Here is an 18580-nt window from a genome sequence, read left to right as displayed (position 1 = left end):
CGCGGGCGGCGGCCTACATCGTGATGTCCTCCAGCATCTCGGTCACGAGGGCGGCGATCGGCGAGCGCTCCGAGCGGGTCAGCGTGACGTGCGCGAACAGCGGATGGCCCTTGAGCTTCTCCACCACCGCGACCACGCCGTCGTGCCTGCCCACCCGGAGGTTGTCGCGCTGGGCGATGTCGTGGGTGAGCACGACCCTGGAGTTGGCGCCGATCCGGCTCAGCACCGTCAGCAGCACCCCGCGCTCCAGCGACTGGGCCTCGTCCACGATCACGAAGGCGTCGTGCAGGGACCGGCCGCGGATGTGGGTGAGCGGCAGCACCTCCAGCATGCCCCGGTCGATGACCTCCTCGATCACCTCGGGCGTGGTGACCGCGCCGAGGGTGTCGTAGACGGCCTGCGCCCACGGGCCCATCTTCTCGTTCTCGGAACCGGGCAGGTAGCCCAGCTCCTGGCCGCCCACGGCGTACAGCGGGCGGAAGACGATGACCTTGCGGTGCTGGCGGCGCTCCAGAACCGCCTCCAGGCCCGCGCAGAGGGCGAGCGCGGACTTGCCGGTGCCCGCCCGGCCGCCCATCGAGACGATGCCGACCTCGGGGTCCATCAGGAGGTCGAGGGCGATGCGCTGCTCGGCGGAGCGGCCGTGCAGGCCGAACACCTCCCGGTCGCCCCGCACCAGCCGCACCGACTTGTCCGGCAGGACCCTGCCCAGTGCCGAACCCCGGCTGGACAGCAGCCGCAGACCGGTGTGGGTGGGCAGGTCCCGGGCCTCGGGCAGGTCGGCGGTGCTGTGCTCGAAGAGCGTCTCGATGTCCTCCGTGGTCACCTGGAGCTCGGCCATGCCGGTCCAGCCGGACTCCACCACCAGCTCGGCGCGGTATTCCTCCGCGGCGAGACCGATGGAGGCCGCCTTGACCCGCATCGGCAGGTCCTTGGAGACCAGCACCACCTCACGCCCCTCCGCGGCGAGGGTCCGCGCCACGGTGAGGATGCGGGTGTCGTTGTCGCCGAGCCGGAAGCCGACGGGCAGGATCGACGGGTCGCTGTGGTTGAGCTCGACCCGGATGCTGCCCTCGCCGATCGGCATGGGCTCGTCCAACCGCCCGTGTGTCACCCGTAGGTCGTCGAGGTACCTCAGCGCCTTGCGCGCGAAGTATCCGAGTTCCGGATGGTGGCGTTTGCCCTCCAACTCGGTGATGACGACGATCGGGAGGACGACCTCATGCTCGGCGAAGCGGCTCATCGCCGCTGGATCCGCCAGCAGGACCGAGGTGTCCAGGACGTACGTACGCCGGCTGGTGACCGGCGACGTGGGTGAGGACGAAGGGTTTGCCACGCGTTCTCCCCCGGGCGCCATGGGGGGCGCCCTGCCATGAGCTGGGATGCGGACCGGACCCGGGCCCACGCTCGCGGCTTGCCGAGGAGGCGCCGGCGACCGGCCCTCCTTGGCAGTCGTGACGCAAAGGCGAGCCCTCTCCGGAGTAGGCGGGCTGTGCCCGCCTACTTGTTACGGTACGTCCTGAATACCCACCCGCCAAAGGGACAAGCCTGTCCGAAAGGGGGTGTTCATGTGGTGTTTCAGTAGCCGTACCGTCGATGCCGCGCGGCATACGAGCGGAGCGCCCGCAAGAAATCGACCCTGCGGAAGTCAGGCCAGTAGGCCTCGCAGAAGTAGAACTCGGAGTGGGCGCTCTGCCAGAGCAGGAAGCCGGAGAGCCGCTGCTCTCCCGAGGTCCGGATGACGAGATCCGGGTCGGGCTGGCCGCGCGTGTAGAGATGCTCCGCGATGTGCTCCACATCGAGGACCTCCACCAGGTCCTCGATGCTCGCGCCCTTGCTGGCGTGCTCCTGGAGAAGGGAGCGCACCGCATCAGCGATCTCACGCCTTCCTCCATACCCAACAGCAACGTTCACAATCAAACCCGGACGGTGTGATGTTGCTTCTTTTGCGTTTTTAAGGACATGCGCCGTGTGATCGGGCAGAAGATCGAGCGCGCCCATAGGGTTGATGTGCCATCCGTCGGCGACGAGCTCCTGGACCACGTCCTCGATGATCTTCACGAGGAGGTCCAGCTCGTCCTTCGACCGGTTGATGTTCTCGCTGGACAGCAGCCACACGGTGACGACCTCGACGCCGGCCTCGCGGCACCAGCCGAGGAGCTCGGAGATCTTGTCCGCGCCCTTGCGATGACCCCGGCTGACGTCGTCGATGCCCATCGAGCGCGCCCAGCGCCGGTTCCCGTCGACGATGACGCCGACATGCCGGGGGGCCATGTCCTTCTGGCGGAGCAGCTTCGCCTCCAGCCGCCGTTCGTACAGCCGGTAGACGAGATCGCGCACGCCCATGGAGTCCCTCCCCTCAACGCCCACCGTCGAAGGGCGCTGACAGGCAATTATCACCGCCCGCGAGACCTCTCCGCCCCGTCTATCGGGTTCCGGTTGAGTTGCCGGACTTCTGCGGCGCCAGGCACTCCTCCGCCTCCGTGACGAGTGCCTCCACGAAGGCGCCCAGCTCAGCCGAGGTGAGCACGGCCCGCATGCCCACCCCACCACCGCCCCAGGCCTCCACGAACGCCCTGCGGGTCAGCCGCCATTCACCGGCGCTCCCCCGCCTGGCCGGGACCCAGATCGGGATGGTGCGCAGCTGACATCGGAGTTCGCCCCCGCTCACGATCCCGTTCCTCGTCCGGTAACGAAAGGCGAACAGTTCTTCCTCCTCGGGGAAGCGGTCGTCGGGGTCGGGCCACTGCGCCTCAAGACCGGCCCGGGCCTCGGCGACGCCCTTGGCCAGCCGGACGAGGAACCAGCCGCACCGCTCCCCCACCGTCCCGTAGAGCGTGCCGTCGCGGTGGAGTTCGAGGGTGACCTCGTACGGCAGGCCGACGCTGTCCCGGCACGCCACCGGCGTAACGGTCAGATACGACCCATCAAGACAACGCAGTCCCCCCACCTCACAGAGGTTATCCCCGGCACAGCCTGCCAAAACGTTCTCAATGCCGGCGATGCTCACCCTCGACGCCAGCTGTGCTCACGCCACCCGGGCGGCTGGTGCCACTCCGTCCAGCCGTGTCCCCGGCGGCCGTCCTCGGCCTCGAACCGGCACAGAGCGCGCGGGAAACGGGCGGGCTCGCCGTCCGGGGAGGTCATCCCCACGGGGGCGAAGGCGACCGGGGTGACGGTCATCGGGGCCCCCGGCACGGCCAGCCGCGAGAGGACGGGCAGGCCGTGCTCGCCGAACTCGGTCGCCGCGGTGAACCCCTCCCGGTGGCCGAGCACGCCCTCGGGCGAGACCGTGAAACACGGCCACGACAGCTCGGCGCCGAGGTTGGCCCGCATGCCGTGGAAGAACGTCCCGTCGTCGAGCCGCCCGGAACTCCACAGCCAGGAGACCGTCCACCAGTCGCGCTCCCCCCAGCTGTGGTCGCGCTCGCCGTGTCCGGCGAAGGGGATCTCCTCGCCGCCCACCCTGATCACGCCGGCGACCCTGCAGGGGATCTCGTAGCGCGGGACGAACCCGTAGGGGTAGACCCCGCCGACCGTCTCCCACTCCAGGTCGAACTCCAGCGAGGTCCTCGGGGCCCCGTCGGGGACGTCGTAGGCCCACGTCGGATCCTCCAGCACGGCGGCCGCCCCGGCCTCCAGGGTCAGCCTGGTGGAGCGCATGGGGGCCGTCGTCTCGTGGGTCGCCCGGTAGTCCCGGCCCCGCACCGTGAGGCCGGACGTGGGCAGCGGGGCACAGTCGTCGGCGAGCAGCACCAGCGGCCGGTCCCGGCCGACCAGGCACGCCCAGTACCAGGCGCGGTCCCAGTTGGGATACAGGCCCAGCCGGACGTAACCGGCCAGGGAGCCGTCCTCGGCCGCGAAGTCGAAGTAGAACGACTCGCTCCACAGCCGTTCGCCACCGGCCGGATGCGTCCCCTCGTCCGCCTCACTCAGCGGCCACGTCCCGTGATCGATGATCTTCACCACGGCCCACTCCCATGCAAGCGCTTGGCTACACGACCGGGCCAACCTAACCGACCGGCCCCCCGGCGGGACAGCCCTCAGCGATCATCTCCACCCCGCCCTCGCGGGGCGTCCGGCCCCCTGTCGCCGCCCGGTGCGGGAGGTGCCGGTGTGCCGCTCAGCGACAGCACGGCGGCCAGCTCCCGGTCACTCGCCCGGCCCAGGCCGTACAGGGCGATCCCGCAGAGGTCGAACTCCGCCCTGGAGACGTGGTCCCGGGGGCGCGGCGGCAGGGACGCCTCCTCGCGGTGGCGCAGGCGGTGGTGGACCAGCGCGGCCTGCCCCAGGCGGGTGGGCTCGACCCGCGCGGCACCGCACGCCTCGACCAGCCCCAGCCCCTCCATGTGCGCGATCAGCGCGGTGACCGCGGGCCCGCGGACGATCGCCGCCTTGACCTCCCACACCGGAAGACCCCCGGGCCGGTCACCGAGCAGGGCGAGGATCTCGGCCTCCACCGGATGCGAGGCTCCCGCCAAGCCCGAGGTCCCTTCCGGGTCTGAAATCCTCCCTGGACTCGAGGTCTCCGCCGGAGGCGGGATCCCCGCCGGGCCCGAAACCCTCCTCGGGGCCGAGGCCGCCTCCAGGTCCGAGGTGCCCTCCGGGGCCGCGGTGCCCTCCAGGCCTGAGGTGCCCTCCGGGCCCGAAACCCTCCCTGGACTCGAAGTCTCCGCCGGAGGCGGGATCCCCGCCGGGCCCGAAACCCTCTTCGGGGCCGAGGCCCCCTCCGGAGGCGAGGCCGCCTCCAGGTCCGAAATCCTCCCCGGGCCCGAAATCCTCCCCGGGGGCGGGGTCCCCGCCGTAGGAGGGACCCCTTCCGGGCCCGAGGTGCCCTCCGGGTCCGCGATCCCCTGCGGGGGCGGGGCCACCCGGATCAGCCGCCCGTCGCGCCGGGCCGTGAGGGCCCCTCTGGCGGCCAGGGCGGCCAGGGCGGTGTTCGCCACCCGGAACCGGCCGCCCGCGAGCTGGGACAGCTCGTAGAGGTCCGGGGCCGGCCCCCTGTAGACCTTCGGGGAGTGCATGGCCAGTCTCAGCGCGATCAGGCCCGCCACCGTCACCAACGCCACCGTCACGACGACGATCAGAGTGGTCAGCATGACGACCTCCCCCCGAGAAGGTGTCCTCACCCAGTTGGACGAACGGTGCCCGAGAGAAGTTTCAGCACCCGCCGCAGGGGGTGGGACCAACGGCGGGTCCCGGCGGGCGGCTCCGAGCCCCGGCCGGGGTCCGGCAGCCGCCCCTGGGCGCTGAGCCGCTCCGCGAAGTCACGCGCGTCGGCGCGGGAGCCGCCCGACGGCTTGGGGCGGCCCCGTGCGTACGCCTCGAACTCCCGCGCGAAGTCGTCGCCGAGCAGCGCCACCAGGTCCGGCCGGAGCCGGGCCACCGTGCCGCGCCGTTTGGAGATCAGGGCGGCCGCCTGGATCCGCAGCCGTGCCTCGTCGAACCCCGCAGGCGCCTCGGCCCCGGCGACCAGAGCGGCCAGCAGCCCGGCCTGCGCACCCCCCAGCGCCTCCCGGGCACCACCCAACGCCTCCCGGGCCCCGGCCGGGGCACTCCCGGCCCCGTCCGGGCCAGGCCGGGGATCCGCCGGCACGTCCCCTGCCCGGACGTCCCGTACGCGCCCTTCGGCCACCGGCGCCTCCCCGGGGCGGTCCTCAGACACGGGCCATCGCGCCGCGGACCCGGTCGAGCTCCGCGGCGAGCGCGGCGTCGCTGGGATAGTCGTCGTCCCATTCGAGCAGCACGCCGGGCGGGTCGGCGCGGGCGCAGAGCTCGGACAGGATGTCCAGCACCTCGCCGGGGACGTGCGCGGTGTGGGTGTCGTGCCAGAGGCCGTGGTGGGAGTGGCCGCCGGCGACGTGCACGTAGGCGAGCTCGGACAGCGGCAGGCCGTCCAGCGCGGCGGTGGCCGACAGCCCCAGGTTGACCTGGTTGGTGTAGAGGTTGGCCACGTCGACCAGGAGCCCGACCCCGGTTGTCTCCACCAGCTCGCCGAGGAACTGCGCCTCGGTCATCTCGTCCTCCGGCCAGCCGAACAGGGCCGCCACGTTCTCCAGAGCCAGCGGGACGGGGAGCGCCGCCTGCGCCCGCCGTACGTTCTCGGCGATCACCGAGAGCGCGGCCCTGGTGCGCGGGACCGGGAGCAGGTGGCCGGCCTCCATGCCACCCGCCCGCACGAAGGCCAGGTGCTCGCTGACCAGCGGCGCGTCCAGGGCCTGGGCGCAGGCCGCCAGGTGCGCCAGCCGGGCCGGGTCCGGCGGCTCGGCGCCGCCCACCCCCAGCCCGACGCCGTGCGGGATCACCGGCACCCCGCGGGCGCGGAGCACCCGCAGCGACTCCGGGAGCCGGTCGGGCCGCACGTTCTCCGCGATGACCTCGACGAAGTCCACGCCGGGCAGGCGCTCCACCGTCAGGTCGATCTCCGGGCGCCAGCCGATGCCGACGCCCAACGGCCCGGATCCGGACATCCTCACACCACCTCCCCGATCACCACGCGCCCCGGTCAGCCGCCGCCACAGCCGCCACAGCCCCCGCCGCAGCCGCCGCCGCAGCTCGAACCACCGCCCGAGTCGCCTCCGCCCGAGTCGCCTCCGCCGGAACCCCAGCCGCCGGAGCCGAAGTCGCCGCCCCCGCCGTAGGAGGCGTCGCCGGAGCTGGAGGAGCCGCCCCCGCAGGAGCCGCCGGCGCAGCCCGCGGAGCCCTGGGCCTGGCCGCGCTTCAGCTCCTCCTCCAGGCCCGGGTCCCCCAGCTCGCCCAGGCCGTAGAGGGCGACCGGGACGCCGACCGCGAAGGCCAGGTCCGGGGTCGCGGGGCGGGCGCCCCGCACATGGACCTTGCGGGCCGAGCCGAGCACGTCGTGGCCCGCCTTGCTGAGGACGCCGCGCAGTGCCTGCTTCTGGCGCAGGTAGGAGACCAGACCGCTCATCCAGGCGACGGTGCCGATCACCACCGCGGCCACGCCGAAGAAGCCCCAGTCGGAGACGGACAGGACGGCGCCGACCTCGAAGACGGCGGCGAACACCGTGAGGAGCAGCAGCCGGTTCAGCAGCCGGCCCGCCCCGGCGAGGGAGCCGTCGGGCACCAGCAGTCCCATGCCCAGCAGGCGGTAGCGCAGGCCGCTCATGGCCTGGCCGTCGGCGACCGTACGGCGCAGCTCCCCCGCCGGGCAGGAGTTGCCCCGGGCGCGCAGGGCGTCGAGGACGGCCTGCTCGATCGGTTCGGGGGAGGGCAGGGCGCCGACCACGAGGCTGACCTGACCGCCCCGTGACACCCGGACGGCCCCGCCCCTGGCCAGCAGGCCGAGGGCGGTGTTGACCACGCGCAGCGGCCCGCCGGACAGGTAGGCGAGCTCGTAGGGGCTGAACTGGCCTCCGTGATGATTGGCCGCGACCGAGCGGACCCGGCGATGCTCATGGCGCACCGCCGCGGCCGTGGCGTTGACCGCGACGGCCAGGGCGAAGGCGATGACGAACAGTACGAATTCCATGTCCGCCTCCCGGGGGGAAGGCGGGGCGTGTGCCCCGCTGTCATGTAGACGCACGGGGCCACACGGAAGTTGCAGCCGGGAGGTCTCAGTTCAGCCGCTCGACCAGCGCGTGGTATTCGTCCCAGAGCTCCTTGGGAAGGTGGTCGCCGAAGGTCTCGAAGAAGGCCGGGATCAGCGCCGCCTCCTCCTTCCAGACGTCCCTGTCCACGCTCAGCAGGGTCCGCAGGTCCTCGGCGGGGATGTCGAGGCCCTCGGTGTCGAGCTCGGCGGGGAGCAGGCCGATCGGCGTCTCGACCGCCTCCGCCTCGCCGTTGAGGCGGTCGACGATCCACTTGAGCACGCGGCTGTTCTCTCCGAAGCCGGGCCAGATGAACTTGCCGTCGTCGTTCTTGCGGAACCAGTTGACGTAGTAGATGCGCGGCAGCCGTACGTTCTCGCGCTGGCCGATCTTGATCCAGTGGGCGAAGTAGTCGCCCATGTTGTATCCGCAGAACGGCAGCATCGCGAACGGGTCACGGCGCAGCTCGCCGACCTTGCCCTCGGCCGCGGCGGTCTTCTCCGAGGCGATGTTGGCTCCGGTGAACACACCGTGCTGCCAGCTCAGCGACTCGGTCACCAGGGGGACGGCGCTGGCGCGGCGTCCGCCGAACAGGATCGCCGAGATCGGCACGCCCTGGGGGTCCTGCCACTCGGGGGCGATCGTCGGACACTGTGCGGCGGGGACCGCGAACCGGGCGTTGGGGTGGGCGGCGGGCTCCCCGCTGCCGGGGGTCCAGGGACGGCCCTTCCAGTCGGTCAGGTGCGCCGGGGGCTCCTCGGTGAGCCCCTCCCACCACACGTCGCCGTCGTCGGTGAGGGCGACGTTGGTGAAGATGCTGTTGCCCCAGAGCGTCTTGATCGCGTTGGCGTTGGTGGCCTCGCCGGTGCCGGGCGCCACGCCGAAGAAGCCGGCTTCGGGGTTGATGGCGTACAGGCGGCCGTCGGCGCCGAAACGCATCCAGGCGATGTCGTCGCCGACCGTCTCGACCTTCCAGCCCGGGATGGTCGGCTGGAGCATGGCCAGGTTGGTCTTGCCGCACGCGCTGGGGAAGGCCGCCGCGACGTAGCGGGGCTCCCCGGACGGCGGGGTGAGCTTGAGGATGAGCATGTGCTCGGCCAGCCAGCCCTCGTCGCGGGCCATCGTGCTGGCGATGCGCAGCGCGTAGCACTTCTTGCCGAGCAGCGCGTTGCCGCCGTAGCCGGAGCCGTAGGACCAGATCTCCCGCGTCTCGGGGAAGTGGCTGATGTATTTGGTGGAGTTGCACGGCCACGGCACGTCGTGCTGGCCGGGCTCCAGGGGGGCGCCGACCGAGTGGACGGCCTTGACGTAGCCGCCGCGCTCCTCGATGAGCCGCAGCGCCGCCTCACCCATGCGCGTCATGATGCGCATGGAGACGACCACGTAGGGCGAGTCGGTGATCTCGACGCCGAGCTGGGAGATGTCACCGCCCAGCGGGCCCATGCAGAAGGGCACGACGTACATGGTGCGGCCGCGCATGCTGCCCTTGAAGATCTCGCCGAAGGTCCGGCGCATCTCGGCGGGGGCGATCCAGTTGTTGGTCGGCCCGGCGTCCTCCTCGCGCTCGGAGCAGATGTACGTCCGGTCCTCGACGCGGGCGACGTCACTCGGGTCCGAGGCGGCGTAGAAGCTGTTCTGCCGTTTGGCCAGGCGCTTGAAGGTGCCCTGTTCGACCAGCAGGTTCGTCAGGCGCGTCCACTCGGTCTCCGAGCCGTCGCACCATTCGATCCGGTCGGGCTGGGTCAGCTCGGCGATCTCCTTGACCCAGGCGGCCAGCTCGGGGTGGCTGGTCGGGCTGGGGGCGGTTACGTCTGCGATAACGGACACTGCTGCGGCTCCTTACGCTTCTCAGGGCCAAAACATCATTGACAGAGAAACCGCATTTAATCCAATTGGCGTAGACCAGTGAATGCGTGCGGTCCGGCGCCGCATCACCCCTGTTCCACCTACCCCGCGGGGCATATGGGCTGGCAGAGGCAGCGACGTTCTGAGTGACGTACCCCGAAGAAGAGAAACTAAAGAAAGCCGTTCCGGCAGTGGTATAGGCCATTCCAAGAGGTCTAAACCAATCGCTGAACAGGTTCAGACCAATTTTCGACCGTTCTCCCTGACCAGCCTCAGGAGTTCACGTCCGGCCCCGAGGCACGCACCCGGTCGACATGCTGGAGCGCGTCCCGCAGATCGGTCAGCCAGGTGTCGGTGTGCTTGCCCACCAGGCGCACGCACCAGGCCAGCGCGTCACTCCGGCTGCGGGCGACCCCGGCGGCCACGAGGGTGTCGAGCACCCGCCGCTCCGACTGCCGCAACCGGGTCATGACCGGCACCGACAGTGTGGTGAACATCACCGTCTCGTCGCCGACGGCGACCCCCCAGGAGACCTTCCGGCGGAAGCGGTGCTCGGCCTCCAGCGCGATCTCGATGCGGCGCTCCCTGGTCTCCTCGCGGAAGCGCTGCACGCCGCCCTCCACGGCGGCGGCCCGTTCCACCTCGGAGACGTCGTCGCCGAGCGCGGGCGGCCGGAGCCGGCCGACCACCGCGATCTCCTCCCGGTCCAGCACGATCTCCGGCGGCCCCTCGAACCACCCCTCGGGCAGCCGGCCCGAGAACCATCCGCGGAGCTTCCCTACTGCTTCGTCATTTTCCATGTAATTGAGATTACATCGCTTCATCCGGCAGAGCCAGCACCTCGTGCCGACGGGTCGCGCGCAGCGCCCGCGTCGGTGAACGCGGTGCCGGCGGCGGTGTTCAGGCAGGTGACCGAGAGGTCAGAATCGGCACATGAGTTCACCTCCGCGCCCCGAGGGACTGCGCGAACGCAAGAAGGCCAAGACCCGGCGGACGATCCAGGACCACGCTCTGCGGCTTTTCGCCGAGCAGGGGTACGAGGCCACGACGGTCGAGCAGATCGCGGACGCGGCGGAGATCTCGCCCAGCACCTTCTTCCGCTACTTCCCCGTGAAGGAGGACGTCGCCGCCCCGGACGACTACGGCCCCCTCCTGCTGGAGGCTCTGGCGGCGCAGCCGGCGGGCCTCGGACCGGTCCCCGCGCTGCGCGCCGCCGTGCGCGCGGTGTTCGGGCGGCTCTCCCCGGAGGAGGAGCTGCACATCCTCGCCCGCGTCAGGCTGCAGCTCAGCCATGCAGCGCTGCACTCCAGGACGGTGGACAGAACGATCACTATGATCGGCCTGCTCGCCGCGGGCGTCGCCCGCCGCCGGGGGCTCGGCGCCGTCGACCCGCTGAGCCGTACGGCCGCCGGGGCCGTGGTCGGCGCGCTGCTGCCGGCCGTGTCCGCCTGGGCCGAGGGCTCCGGCGCCGGCCGGCTGGCCGACGCCCTCGACGAGGCCCTCGCCCTCCTCGAATCGGGTCTGTGCCCCTGACCGCCGTCCGGCCCGCGGGGCGTCAGCGGACGCGGGCGGCGACGTCCGGGCTGATCCGGACGGCGCCGGCGAAGTTGCGGGTGCTGACCGGGACGAGCTTGACCACGTCTCCGGTCCTGGGGGCGTGCAGCATCTTGCCGCCGCCCCAGTAGATCGCCACATGTGAGACGTAGCTGGGGTTGGTCGGGTCGTGCCGCCAGAACAGCAGGTCACCGGGCTGGGCCTGGGAGAGGGGGATCTGCGGGCCCGCGACGAACTGCTGGTGGGTCACCCGGGGCACCTTGATGCCCGCCTGGGCGTAGGCCCACTGGACCAGCCCGGAGCAGTCGAAGGTGTCCGGCCCCTCCGCGCCCCAGACGTAGGGGCGGCCGAGCTTGCTGATCGCCGCGGTGAGGGCGGTCTTGACCTGGGGGGCGGTCATGAAGGCGCCCGCCGACCAGGTCGCGCGCTTGGGGGTCGACAGCACCGGATTGATCGTGGCGACCTGGCTGCCCCGGGGAAGGATCCGCAGCAGGGCGCGGCGCAGCTTGGCCGAATCGGCCTTCGGGGCGCTCACCACCAGCGCGTTGTTCTCCGGGATGCCCAGCGCGCGGGCGGTCTGCCGCGAGACCACGGCGTCGATGGCCCCCATGCCCATCGTCGCGTAGGCGCCCACGCGCAGGGTCTGCCCGGCCGTGGCGACGGACTTGCCCAGCGGCATGCCGCCGTCGTTGCCCAGGACGAAGGAGACGGCGATCTCACCGGCGGAGACGTTGCGCCAGAGCCTGTCGGAACGCGCGGTCGGCTTGGGGGTGTAGGCGCGGAACGTCGAGGGGTTGACCCCCAGGGTCTGCACCCGCTTGCCGTCCATGCCCACCTCCGCCGCGTCGGCGCGCTCCACCGCCCGCACCCCGGCGACCTGCGCGACCCGCGCCACCACGGCCGAGCGCAGCGGCTTGGCCGCGACGACGAAGAGGTTGGGCCGGTGCATCGAGGTGAGCGGGGCCACCGGGAGCGGCGGGGCCTGCGTGGGCGGGGTCTGCGTGGGCCAGGTCTGCGTGGGCGGGGCCGTCGCCGTGCCGGCCTGGAGGCTCTGCCGGGCGACGGGCCTGCGCAGGGCGACCGTCTCCGGGGTCCGCTCCGGCAGCTGGGTGACCACCACCACCCCCGTGGCCAGCACGGCCACGAGGAAGAGCGCGATGACGGGGACGGCCTGCCTGGGCAGGCGGGCGCCGCGGCCGTAGCGGATGCGCGGGCGGTAGGCGAGATCCTGCCGGGCCTCATGGATCAGATCGGAGACCCGTGTCCGCCGATCCAACACGGCGTCCCCCTTCCACCCGTTCTGATCCAGCCCTAAGAGAGTGCCGTACGCCGCGCCATGATGCACGCGAACCCGCCAAAACACTCTGTTATCTACGACACGGTCACAAGCCGGACGGCATGCCTCAAGGCCCCGCCTTCAGGACATGTCTCGGAGCGCACGCCTCCCTGGACATGGCGATCCGCCGGGACGGGGTCCCGGCGGATCAACTGGTCCGGGCGAGGTCAGCTACCGATGTAGGGAACGGCCTCAAGGATCTCGACGGTGTTGGAGCGGCCGTTGGGCATCGTGTAGGTGGCCTTCTCGCCGATCTTCTTGCCGTTGATCGCCGCGCCGAGCGGCGACTTCGGCGAGTAGACGTCGATCGGGGCACCGCTCTCCTCGCGGGAGGCCAGCAGGAAGGCGACTTCCTCGTCGTCGCCCTCGAAGCGGATGGTGACGGTCATGCCGGGGCCCACCACGCCCTCGGTGCGCGGCGCCTCACCCACCTTGGCGCTGTCGATGATCTGCCGGAGGTGGAAGATGCGGGCCTCCATCTTGCCCTGCTCGTCCTTGGCGGCGTGGTAGCCGCCGTTCTCCTTGAGGTCGCCCTCTTCGCGGGCGGCCTCGATCTTCTTGGCGATATCGACGCGCCCGGGCCCCGAGAGGTATTCGAACTCCGCCTTCAGGCGGTCGTACGCCTCCTGAGTGAGCCAGGTGACGCTCTCGTTGTGGGAGTCGGCCACGGGTTCTCCTTGCATCCTCTATGGGGGCTTCGTGCTTGGGTAGCTGTCGTTCGAATTTCGAAAGGCTAACAAGTTAACCGCTCGAACGCTTCCCCAAATATCTCACTATACGAGATAGCAGTAGTGGACTGCGCCGGAAGTCGCCTGGGCACTGGTCTCTAGCCGCTCAGTAAGGCGGACATATCCCTCACCAGCAGGAATAGTGACCTCACGACTCCCGACTTCCACGTGAGCCACATCCATGGCCCGCAGCCGGCAGAGGGCCGCGCGATCGGATGGCTTGACCACTTCGAAGGTGATCTGAATAGAATCGCCGCGGCTGGCATCGAAAGCGATGACCTGGTCGATAACCTCGGTGTTGCCCTTGGACGCCCACATCACGTAGCCCCACCCGCCGGCGCACACCGCGCACAGGATCGCGATCACGACGTGCACGACGAAGCGGCCCCTGCGCTCCGGACGGTCGGGGAAGTCGCCCGGGGTGCCGAGCACCGGACCGTTCTGCCGGCCCTGCTCGGCCTCGCTGGTGGCCATGACGGAATCTCCCTGCACTACCTCGGCGTTATCCGAGACAATTGTCCCTCGCGGGGGCCTCGCCCTCGCGACCGCCATAAGAGAAACTAACCTCTCCCCGGAGTGCCCAGGCCCAGCCGGGGAGTGGCGCGGCATCGGAGCGAGCACAATGGACGCGTACGGCGGAGCCTGCCGTCCTCAGGGCGAGCGAGGATCTGAGCGCGACCTATCAAGAGGAGACATCGAGCCCGTGAGTGCACCGCTGAGGCTGATGGCCGTTCACGCGCACCCTGACGACGAGTCGAGCAAGGGCGCCGCCACGATGGCGCGCTACGTCGCGGAAGGTGTGGAGGTGCTGGTCTGCACCCTCACCGGAGGAGAGCGCGGTTCGATCCTGAACCCCAAGATGGACCGTCCCGAGATCCTTGAGAACATCGGCGAGGTCCGGCGCCTGGAGATGGAGCGCGCGCGAGAGATCCTCGGCGTGCAGCAGCGCTTCATGGGGTTCGTCGACTCGGGCCTGCCGGAGGACGAGAGCGAGCCGCTGCCCGAGGGCTGCTTCGCCCTGCAGCCGATCGAGACCGCCTCGGCGCCGCTGGTGGCGGCCGTGCGCGAGTTCAGGCCGCACGTCATCCTCACCTACGACGACGACGGCGGCTACCCGCACCCCGACCACATCATGACCAACCGCGTCTCGGTGGAGGCCTTCGAGGCCGCGGGCGACCCCGACCGCTACCCCGACGCCGGGGAGCCCTGGCAGCCGCTCAAGCTCTACTACCACATGGGCTTCACCAAGGACCGGTTCGAGGCGCTGCACGAGGCCATGACCTCCCGGGGCATCGGCTCCCCCTACGCCGACTGGATCGCGCGCTGGGAGGACCGCCCGCAGAAGTGGCCGGTGACCACCCGCATCCCCTGCGGCGACTACTTCGAGGTCCGCGACGAGGCGCTGCTCGCCCACGCCACCCAGGTCGACCCCGACGGCTTCTGGTTCGTCTGCCCGCGCGACCTGCAGCGTGAGATCTGGCCGACCGAGGACTACCACCTGGCCCGATCCCTCGTCGACACCGAGCTTCCCGAGGACGACCTGTTCACCGGCATACATGCCGAAGAGGTGTCCCCCGCCTGCCACTGACACGACCATGGGGTGGCGGTGGCAGACTTGAGGTGTGATTGCATTCGACACCGTCGCCAAGGGTGACGTCAGCCCGGGCCTCCTGGGATTCCTCGTCGTCGCGGCGCTGGGGTTGGCGCTGTTCCTGCTCGTCAAGTCGATGAGGCGGCAGATCTCCAGGATCGAGGTCCCGTCCGAGTCCGAGCTGAAGAAGCACAACCCCGCCACCTAGCCGGGCCGCGCTCCGGCCCGGCCCTCCGGGGTCAGTCGGCCGACCATGCCCGCTCCAGGGCCTTCGGCAGGCCCCAGCGGCCCAGCGGGGTGAGCACCTCGCGTCTGTCCACGATCCCCAGGCACGCCCACAGCGGCGTGACCGAGCTGAACAGCGTCTCCGCCGCCTCCAGGTCGTCCGGTTCGTCCATCTGGACGTCGATGTCGTCGGACTCGGCGATGAGCCGGGCGATCCGCTCGGGCGAGGCCAGCACCCCCGGGCCGCGTCTGGCCAGGGCCGCCACCACGGCCAGCCAGTCCGCGTGGTGGATCGCGCAGAGCGCGGCCAGCACGGAGTCCTCGTGGCTCAGCTCGCCCTCCAGGTCGGAGAACCTCTCCGGCGTGTCGTCGTCTTCGGGCAGGTCCGAGATCGGCCCGGCGATGCCCGCCGTGACGGTCAGCCAGAGCTCCTCGTCGTCGGCGGGCAGCGGCTCCCCGTCGTATCCGGCGCAGGCCCGCAGCACGTTGCCCGGATAGCCCGGGTCGGCCAGCACCTCGCGCAGCCGTACGCACGCGGCCCGCAGGTCCCCGGCCGGCCGCTCGGGGTCGGGCAGCTCGGCCAGGATGCGCCGCAGCTCGCTGAGCGCGAAGGCCTCCTCCTCGTCCCAGGCCGCGAACAGCTCCTCGTCCTGCTCGTCGCTGACCGCGATCCCGGGCACCCGCCCGTCGGGCAGCGGGCTGTTGAGCCAGCGCTCCTGCAGGTCCTCGTAGACCTCCCGGGCCGCCTCGTCCCCCTGGGCGAGCGCGTCCGGGTCGACCTCACCGGCGGCGACCCGCTCCTCCAGGTGGGCGACCAGCCTGCCGAACATCTCCTCGGCGACCGGCCCCCGCTCGTCCTCCTCGGGCCAGACGAAGAAGCTCCGGGTGAGCAGGAGCGGCTCGGTCCCGGTGGACTCCAGCCACCGCTGCACGTCGCCCACGGTCGCGCCGCCGGACTCGATCGCCCGCAGCGTCGCCTTGGCGGACTCCCAGAAGGGCAGGGACAGCGGGTTCCCCGCCGCCATCAGCGCCCGGCGCAGGTCGGGGAGGGCCACCAGCGCCACTCCCGACGGCACCGCGAGCAGGGCGAGGGCCACATCACGGCGGGTCAGCTCGGCGGCCGGCCGCCCGGCGTGCACACAGACGAAGTCGAGATCCACGCCCAGTGAGCCTACGCCCGAAGCCCCATGAACACACCTCCCGCCCCGGCGACACGTCCGCCGCCGGGACGTCCGCCGTCAGGGGGCGATCCGGGCGAGGGCGGCGGTGTAGATCTCGACGGCCTCGTCGATCCTGGAGATCTCGCAGAACTCGTCGGTGACGTGCGCCTGCTCGGGCTCGCCGGGGCCGCAGATCACGGTGGGGACGCCGCCGCAGGCGGGACCGAGCACGGAGGCGTCGGTGAAGTAGCTGGCGGCCGGGCGGTCGCCCGGGGGGAGGGCCCCCGCGGCGAGCAGCGCGCCCACGAAGGGGTCCTCCGGGTCCGTCCACACCGCGGGCAGGTCGATCAGCACCTCCAGCGACGTCTCCGCGCCGAGCTCGGCCCGCAGCCGCTCGCGCAGCAGCGCGTGGTCCTGTCCGGTGATCGTGCGCAGGTCGACGGTCGCCTCGGCCAGGTCGGGGACGGAGTTGACGTTGATCCCGCCGTGCGCCGTCCCCACGTTCACGGTGGAGGCGCCGAGCATGGCGTGGGCGGGGACGCCGGGGTCGAACCCCTCGACCCTGCCGATGGCGCGGGCCAGTTTGTAGATCGCGTTGTCGCCGAGGTGCGGCATCGAGCCGTGCGCGGTACGGCCCCGCACGGCCATCCTCAGCCACAGGGCGCCCTTGTGCCCGAGCAGCACGCGGTTGGCGGTCGGCTCGGCGACCAGCAGTGCCCGGGACCGCCCGACCAGGCCACGGGCGATCATGTCGATCGCGCCCTCGCAGCCGGTCTCCTCGCCCACGGTGAGGACGAGTTCCAGTGCCACCCGGGGGCCGTGACCGGCCGCGTGCCGCTCCGCGGCGACCACCATCGCGGCCACCCCGGCCTTCATGTCGCTCGACCCGCGCCCGTAGAGCCGGCCGCCGTCCACCTCCGCCGCGTGCGGCCCGTGCGCCCATTCCTGGCCGCCCAGCGGGACCGTGTCGAGGTGGCCGGTGAGGGTGACCGGCAGCCCCGATCCCCACCGGGCGACCAGCCCGGTACGGCCGGCGGCGTGTTCGTGCGCCCGGACCTCGAACCCGGCGGCCTCCAGCCGGCGGGCGAGCGGTCCGGCGGCCGCGGCCTCACCGCCCCCCACCGTGTCGATTCCGATCAGCTCGCGGGTCAGCGCGAGTGCGTCGCTCATGCCGCTCCCCCTCCGGTCACGTCGAACCCTCCGATCACGTCGAACCCTCCGGTCACCCTGAACTCCAAGTCATGTCGGGCCCCGGCCGTGTCGGGCCCCGGCCGCGTCGGGCCCCCGGCCGTGGCGGACCCCGCTCTCCCCGGCCAGACCGGATCCCCGGCCACGTCGGCCCCGATCACGTCGGACCTCCCGATCACGTCGGGTCTCCGGCCGGCGTGGATCCCGCGCCGGCCGCCCCGCGGTCGCGGGAGACCCCCTCGACGGGCCTGCTGGTCTCGCGGACGACGAGCCGCGGGGCGATGGCGATGCGCTGGGCGGGACGCGGGTCGTCCATCCGCACCTGGCCCAGCAGCCGCAGGGCCTCGGCCGCGATCGCCTCGACCGGCTGGCGCACGGTGGTGAGCGGCGGGTCGCACATCGCGGCGTAGCCGACGTCGTCGAAGCCGACCACCGACACCTCCGTGGGCACCCGCACGCCGCCGAGCCGCAGCGCCCGCAGCAGGCCGATCGCGATCTCGTCGTTGCCGCAGATCACCGCGTCGGGCAGGGAGTCCTCGGCGAGGAGCAGCCGGCCGGCCTCGACGCCCCAGCCGAGGGTGAAGTCGCCCAGCAGCGGGGGACGGACGGACACCCCCGCGCGCGCGGCGGCGCGCTCGAAGCCGTCCAGCCGCAGGCGGGCGGAGGAGTTCACCAGGCGGCTGCCCACGAAGACGACGGAACGGGCCCCGCCGGCGACCACGTGGTCGACGGCCAGCGTCAGGGCCTGCGCGTCGTCCACCCCCACCCAGTCCGCCCCGCCGTCCTCGATGTAGCGGTCGACCTGCACGAGGGGGACCTGCCGGGCGGCGTTCAGCACCGCCGGCACGCTGCCCTCCATGTCGCACGGGCTGATGATCAGACCGTCCACCCGCCGCGCCATGAGAGTCTCCAGCCGGCTGGCCTCCACCTCCGGGGTGTACTGCGAGGCGCACAGCAGCAGGTCCACACCGGTCCGCTGGAGCTGGTGCTCCACCGCCTCGACGATCATGGTGAAGAACGGGTTGCCGATGCCGGGGACGACCATGCCGATCGTCCCGGTGGTCCGGTCCCGCAGCGCCTTGGCGACGGCGTTCGGCCGGTAGCCGAGCTCGGCCACGGCCCGCGCCACCCGCTCGGCCACGTCGGCCCCGACCTTGCGGCGGCCCGAAAGGGCGCGGGAGGCGGAGGCCACGGAGACTCCCGCGGCCCTGGCCACATCGTGGATCGTCACACCCATTGCTGAAATCGATTTCCTTCACTGAGCGCGCCTGGGACGGCTCACCGCTGACCGCGGGGCCGTCGGCAGCCTATCGCGGCCCGGCGGCACCCGGCGGTTGAGCAGGAAAATTGACCTTTTCGGACATACATAACCTTGACGTCACTTTGCCCCCGTGGCTAGCATCCCG

The 18580-nt window shown here is 71.7% G+C and carries 19 protein-coding genes; 3 read left to right on the top strand and 16 right to left on the bottom strand.

The window, feature by feature from the left end:
* Nucleotides 1–13 precede the first annotated feature (13 nt).
* The 10 genes from phoH2 to abmR all read right to left on the bottom strand — a co-directional run bounded on the left by phoH2 (nucleotide 14) and on the right by abmR (nucleotide 10192).
* Nucleotides 14–1357: an RNA 5'-3' helicase PhoH2 gene (gene phoH2, locus J2S55_RS21505; RefSeq protein WP_306863873.1), complete on the bottom strand. Its 1344-nt coding sequence runs from the start codon at nucleotides 1355–1357 to the stop codon at nucleotides 14–16.
* 221 nt (nucleotides 1358–1578) lie between these two features.
* The gene (locus J2S55_RS21500; RefSeq protein ID WP_306863872.1) at nucleotides 1579–2346 is read right to left on the bottom strand and encodes an isoprenyl transferase; all 768 of its coding nucleotides are present in this window, start codon (nucleotides 2344–2346) and stop codon (nucleotides 1579–1581) included.
* A gap of 79 nt (nucleotides 2347–2425) precedes the next feature.
* Nucleotides 2426–2902 carry a hypothetical protein gene (locus J2S55_RS21495; RefSeq protein ID WP_306863869.1) on the bottom strand — a complete coding sequence of 159 codons (477 nt, stop codon included), beginning with the start codon at nucleotides 2900–2902 and terminating at the stop codon, nucleotides 2426–2428.
* Between the two features lie 104 nt (nucleotides 2903–3006).
* Nucleotides 3007–3966: a DUF7064 domain-containing protein gene (locus tag J2S55_RS21490; RefSeq protein ID WP_306863867.1), complete on the bottom strand. Its 960-nt coding sequence runs from the start codon at nucleotides 3964–3966 to the stop codon at nucleotides 3007–3009.
* A 77-nt stretch (nucleotides 3967–4043) separates the two neighbouring features.
* The gene (locus J2S55_RS21485; RefSeq protein ID WP_306863864.1) at nucleotides 4044–5099 is read right to left on the bottom strand and encodes a TIGR04222 domain-containing membrane protein; all 1056 of its coding nucleotides are present in this window, start codon (nucleotides 5097–5099) and stop codon (nucleotides 4044–4046) included.
* Between the two features lie 26 nt (nucleotides 5100–5125).
* Nucleotides 5126–5635 carry an SCO6045 C-terminal-like domain-containing protein gene (locus J2S55_RS21480; RefSeq protein ID WP_306863862.1) on the bottom strand — a complete coding sequence of 170 codons (510 nt, stop codon included), beginning with the start codon at nucleotides 5633–5635 and terminating at the stop codon, nucleotides 5126–5128.
* 22 nt (nucleotides 5636–5657) lie between these two features.
* The gene (locus J2S55_RS21475) at nucleotides 5658–6470 is read right to left on the bottom strand and encodes an MbnB/TglH/ChrH family RiPP precursor modification enzyme (protein ID WP_306863861.1); all 813 of its coding nucleotides are present in this window, start codon (nucleotides 6468–6470) and stop codon (nucleotides 5658–5660) included.
* Nucleotides 6471–6505: 35 nt separating this feature from the next.
* Nucleotides 6506–7489: a TIGR04222 domain-containing membrane protein gene (locus J2S55_RS21470; RefSeq protein ID WP_306863859.1), complete on the bottom strand. Its 984-nt coding sequence runs from the start codon at nucleotides 7487–7489 to the stop codon at nucleotides 6506–6508.
* Nucleotides 7490–7574: 85 nt separating this feature from the next.
* Nucleotides 7575–9374 (bottom strand): phosphoenolpyruvate carboxykinase (GTP), encoded by a 1800-nt coding sequence (locus tag J2S55_RS21465; protein ID WP_306863858.1) that lies wholly within the window; start codon nucleotides 9372–9374, stop codon nucleotides 7575–7577.
* 290 nt (nucleotides 9375–9664) lie between these two features.
* Complete coding sequence (gene abmR / locus J2S55_RS21460; RefSeq protein ID WP_306863856.1) at nucleotides 9665–10192, bottom strand: ATP-binding transcription factor AbmR; 528 nt, start codon at nucleotides 10190–10192, stop codon at nucleotides 9665–9667.
* A 133-nt stretch (nucleotides 10193–10325) separates the two neighbouring features.
* On the opposite strand from abmR, the gene J2S55_RS21455 reads away from it, so the two are divergent.
* On the top strand, nucleotides 10326–10925 hold the full coding sequence (locus J2S55_RS21455) for an acyl-CoA-like ligand-binding transcription factor (RefSeq protein ID WP_306863853.1): 600 nt from the start codon (nucleotides 10326–10328) through the stop codon (nucleotides 10923–10925).
* Between the two features lie 22 nt (nucleotides 10926–10947).
* On the opposite strand, the gene J2S55_RS21450 is transcribed toward J2S55_RS21455, so the two are convergent.
* The 3 genes from J2S55_RS21450 to J2S55_RS21440 form a co-directional block, all read right to left on the bottom strand.
* Nucleotides 10948–12225: a C40 family peptidase gene (locus J2S55_RS21450; protein WP_306863850.1), complete on the bottom strand. Its 1278-nt coding sequence runs from the start codon at nucleotides 12223–12225 to the stop codon at nucleotides 10948–10950.
* Between the two features lie 224 nt (nucleotides 12226–12449).
* Nucleotides 12450–12965, bottom strand: a complete 516-nt coding sequence (gene greA, locus J2S55_RS21445; RefSeq protein WP_370879689.1) for a transcription elongation factor GreA — start codon at nucleotides 12963–12965, stop codon at nucleotides 12450–12452.
* A 90-nt stretch (nucleotides 12966–13055) separates the two neighbouring features.
* Nucleotides 13056–13484 carry a DUF4307 domain-containing protein gene (locus J2S55_RS21440; RefSeq protein WP_306863845.1) on the bottom strand — a complete coding sequence of 143 codons (429 nt, stop codon included), beginning with the start codon at nucleotides 13482–13484 and terminating at the stop codon, nucleotides 13056–13058.
* 229 nt (nucleotides 13485–13713) lie between these two features.
* On the opposite strand from J2S55_RS21440, the gene mca reads away from it, so the two are divergent.
* Both mca and J2S55_RS21430 read left to right on the top strand, forming a co-directional pair.
* Nucleotides 13714–14598, top strand: a complete 885-nt coding sequence (mca, locus tag J2S55_RS21435) for a mycothiol conjugate amidase Mca (RefSeq protein ID WP_306863843.1) — start codon at nucleotides 13714–13716, stop codon at nucleotides 14596–14598.
* A gap of 34 nt (nucleotides 14599–14632) precedes the next feature.
* A complete protein-coding gene (locus J2S55_RS21430) occupies nucleotides 14633–14809 on the top strand; it encodes a hypothetical protein (RefSeq protein ID WP_306863840.1) in 177 nt (58 codons plus the stop codon).
* A gap of 31 nt (nucleotides 14810–14840) precedes the next feature.
* On the opposite strand, the gene J2S55_RS21425 is transcribed toward J2S55_RS21430, so the two are convergent.
* The 3 genes from J2S55_RS21425 to J2S55_RS21415 all read right to left on the bottom strand — a co-directional run bounded on the left by J2S55_RS21425 (nucleotide 14841) and on the right by J2S55_RS21415 (nucleotide 18411).
* On the bottom strand, nucleotides 14841–15986 hold the full coding sequence (locus J2S55_RS21425) for a hypothetical protein (RefSeq protein WP_306863839.1): 1146 nt from the start codon (nucleotides 15984–15986) through the stop codon (nucleotides 14841–14843).
* A 78-nt stretch (nucleotides 15987–16064) separates the two neighbouring features.
* Complete coding sequence (locus J2S55_RS21420; protein WP_306863838.1) at nucleotides 16065–17156, bottom strand: M20 family metallopeptidase; 1092 nt, start codon at nucleotides 17154–17156, stop codon at nucleotides 16065–16067.
* Nucleotides 17157–17349: 193 nt separating this feature from the next.
* A complete protein-coding gene (locus J2S55_RS21415; protein WP_306863837.1) occupies nucleotides 17350–18411 on the bottom strand; it encodes a LacI family DNA-binding transcriptional regulator in 1062 nt (353 codons plus the stop codon).
* Nucleotides 18412–18580: the final 169 nt, after the last annotated feature.

This window comes from Streptosporangium brasiliense (genome assembly GCF_030811595.1).
Taxonomy (GTDB): domain Bacteria; phylum Actinomycetota; class Actinomycetes; order Streptosporangiales; family Streptosporangiaceae; genus Streptosporangium; species Streptosporangium brasiliense.
This window is presented reverse-complemented; position numbering and strand designations above follow the sequence as displayed.

What these genes read in the sequence shown, in the direction of transcription:
- greA (WP_370879689.1), bottom strand. Translation starts at nt 12,965, where the DNA reads ATGCAAGGAGAACCCGTGGCCGACTCCCACAACGAGAGCGTCACCTGG.
- J2S55_RS21455 (WP_306863853.1), top strand. Translation starts at nt 10,326, where the DNA reads ATGAGTTCACCTCCGCGCCCCGAGGGACTGCGCGAACGCAAGAAGGCC.
- J2S55_RS21475 (WP_306863861.1), bottom strand. Translation starts at nt 6,470, where the DNA reads ATGTCCGGATCCGGGCCGTTGGGCGTCGGCATCGGCTGGCGCCCGGAG.
- J2S55_RS21470 (WP_306863859.1), bottom strand. Translation starts at nt 7,489, where the DNA reads ATGGAATTCGTACTGTTCGTCATCGCCTTCGCCCTGGCCGTCGCGGTC.
- J2S55_RS21415 (WP_306863837.1), bottom strand. Translation starts at nt 18,411, where the DNA reads ATGGGTGTGACGATCCACGATGTGGCCAGGGCCGCGGGAGTCTCCGTG.
- abmR (WP_306863856.1), bottom strand. Translation starts at nt 10,192, where the DNA reads ATGGAAAATGACGAAGCAGTAGGGAAGCTCCGCGGATGGTTCTCGGGC.
- J2S55_RS21420 (WP_306863838.1), bottom strand. Translation starts at nt 17,156, where the DNA reads ATGAGCGACGCACTCGCGCTGACCCGCGAGCTGATCGGAATCGACACG.
- J2S55_RS21485 (WP_306863864.1), bottom strand. Translation starts at nt 5,099, where the DNA reads ATGCTGACCACTCTGATCGTCGTCGTGACGGTGGCGTTGGTGACGGTG.
- J2S55_RS21440 (WP_306863845.1), bottom strand. Translation starts at nt 13,484, where the DNA reads ATGGCCACCAGCGAGGCCGAGCAGGGCCGGCAGAACGGTCCGGTGCTC.
- J2S55_RS21500 (WP_306863872.1), bottom strand. Translation starts at nt 2,346, where the DNA reads ATGGGCGTGCGCGATCTCGTCTACCGGCTGTACGAACGGCGGCTGGAG.
- phoH2 (WP_306863873.1), bottom strand. Translation starts at nt 1,357, where the DNA reads ATGGCGCCCGGGGGAGAACGCGTGGCAAACCCTTCGTCCTCACCCACG.